Source organism: Streptomyces milbemycinicus, from assembly GCF_002154605.1.
Lineage (GTDB): Bacteria > Actinomycetota > Actinomycetes > Streptomycetales > Streptomycetaceae > Streptomyces > Streptomyces milbemycinicus.
The window spans coordinates 1-323 of record NZ_MUNE01000852.1 but is presented as its reverse complement, the minus strand read 5'-3'; the positions used below and the strand labels follow the sequence as shown (position 1 = coordinate 323).

Below are 323 nucleotides of genomic sequence, written 5' to 3'. Positions count from 1 at the left end.
CGGCTCGGCGGCGATCCTCCGCTTCCAGCGGCCGAACGGCACCGTCCACGCGGTCAACGCCTTCAACCACGAGGGCCGCATCGACTGGGTCGACGGCCAGTACGGGCGCGTGAGCGACCGCCCCCTTTACGAGGGCCACACCTTCCTGTCGATCGAGGTCGGCCCCGACGGCCGGCCCATCGACCCGCTGCCACTCTCCGACGGTCCCGGCCATCAGACGACCGTGCGCACGCCCCGCGGCCCGGAGCGCCTGCCGCTGCCCGGCGCGCTCACGGCGCCGTCCTCCCCGGCGTCCACCCCGGAAGTGACCCCGCCGTCCACCC

Annotated in this window: 1 pseudogene; it reads left to right on the top strand. The window is 75.2% G+C overall.

Features of this window, described 5'->3' with window-relative positions:
* A pseudogene (locus CCN51_RS55440) lies at window positions 1–323 on the top strand (hypothetical protein); the annotation flags it as partial.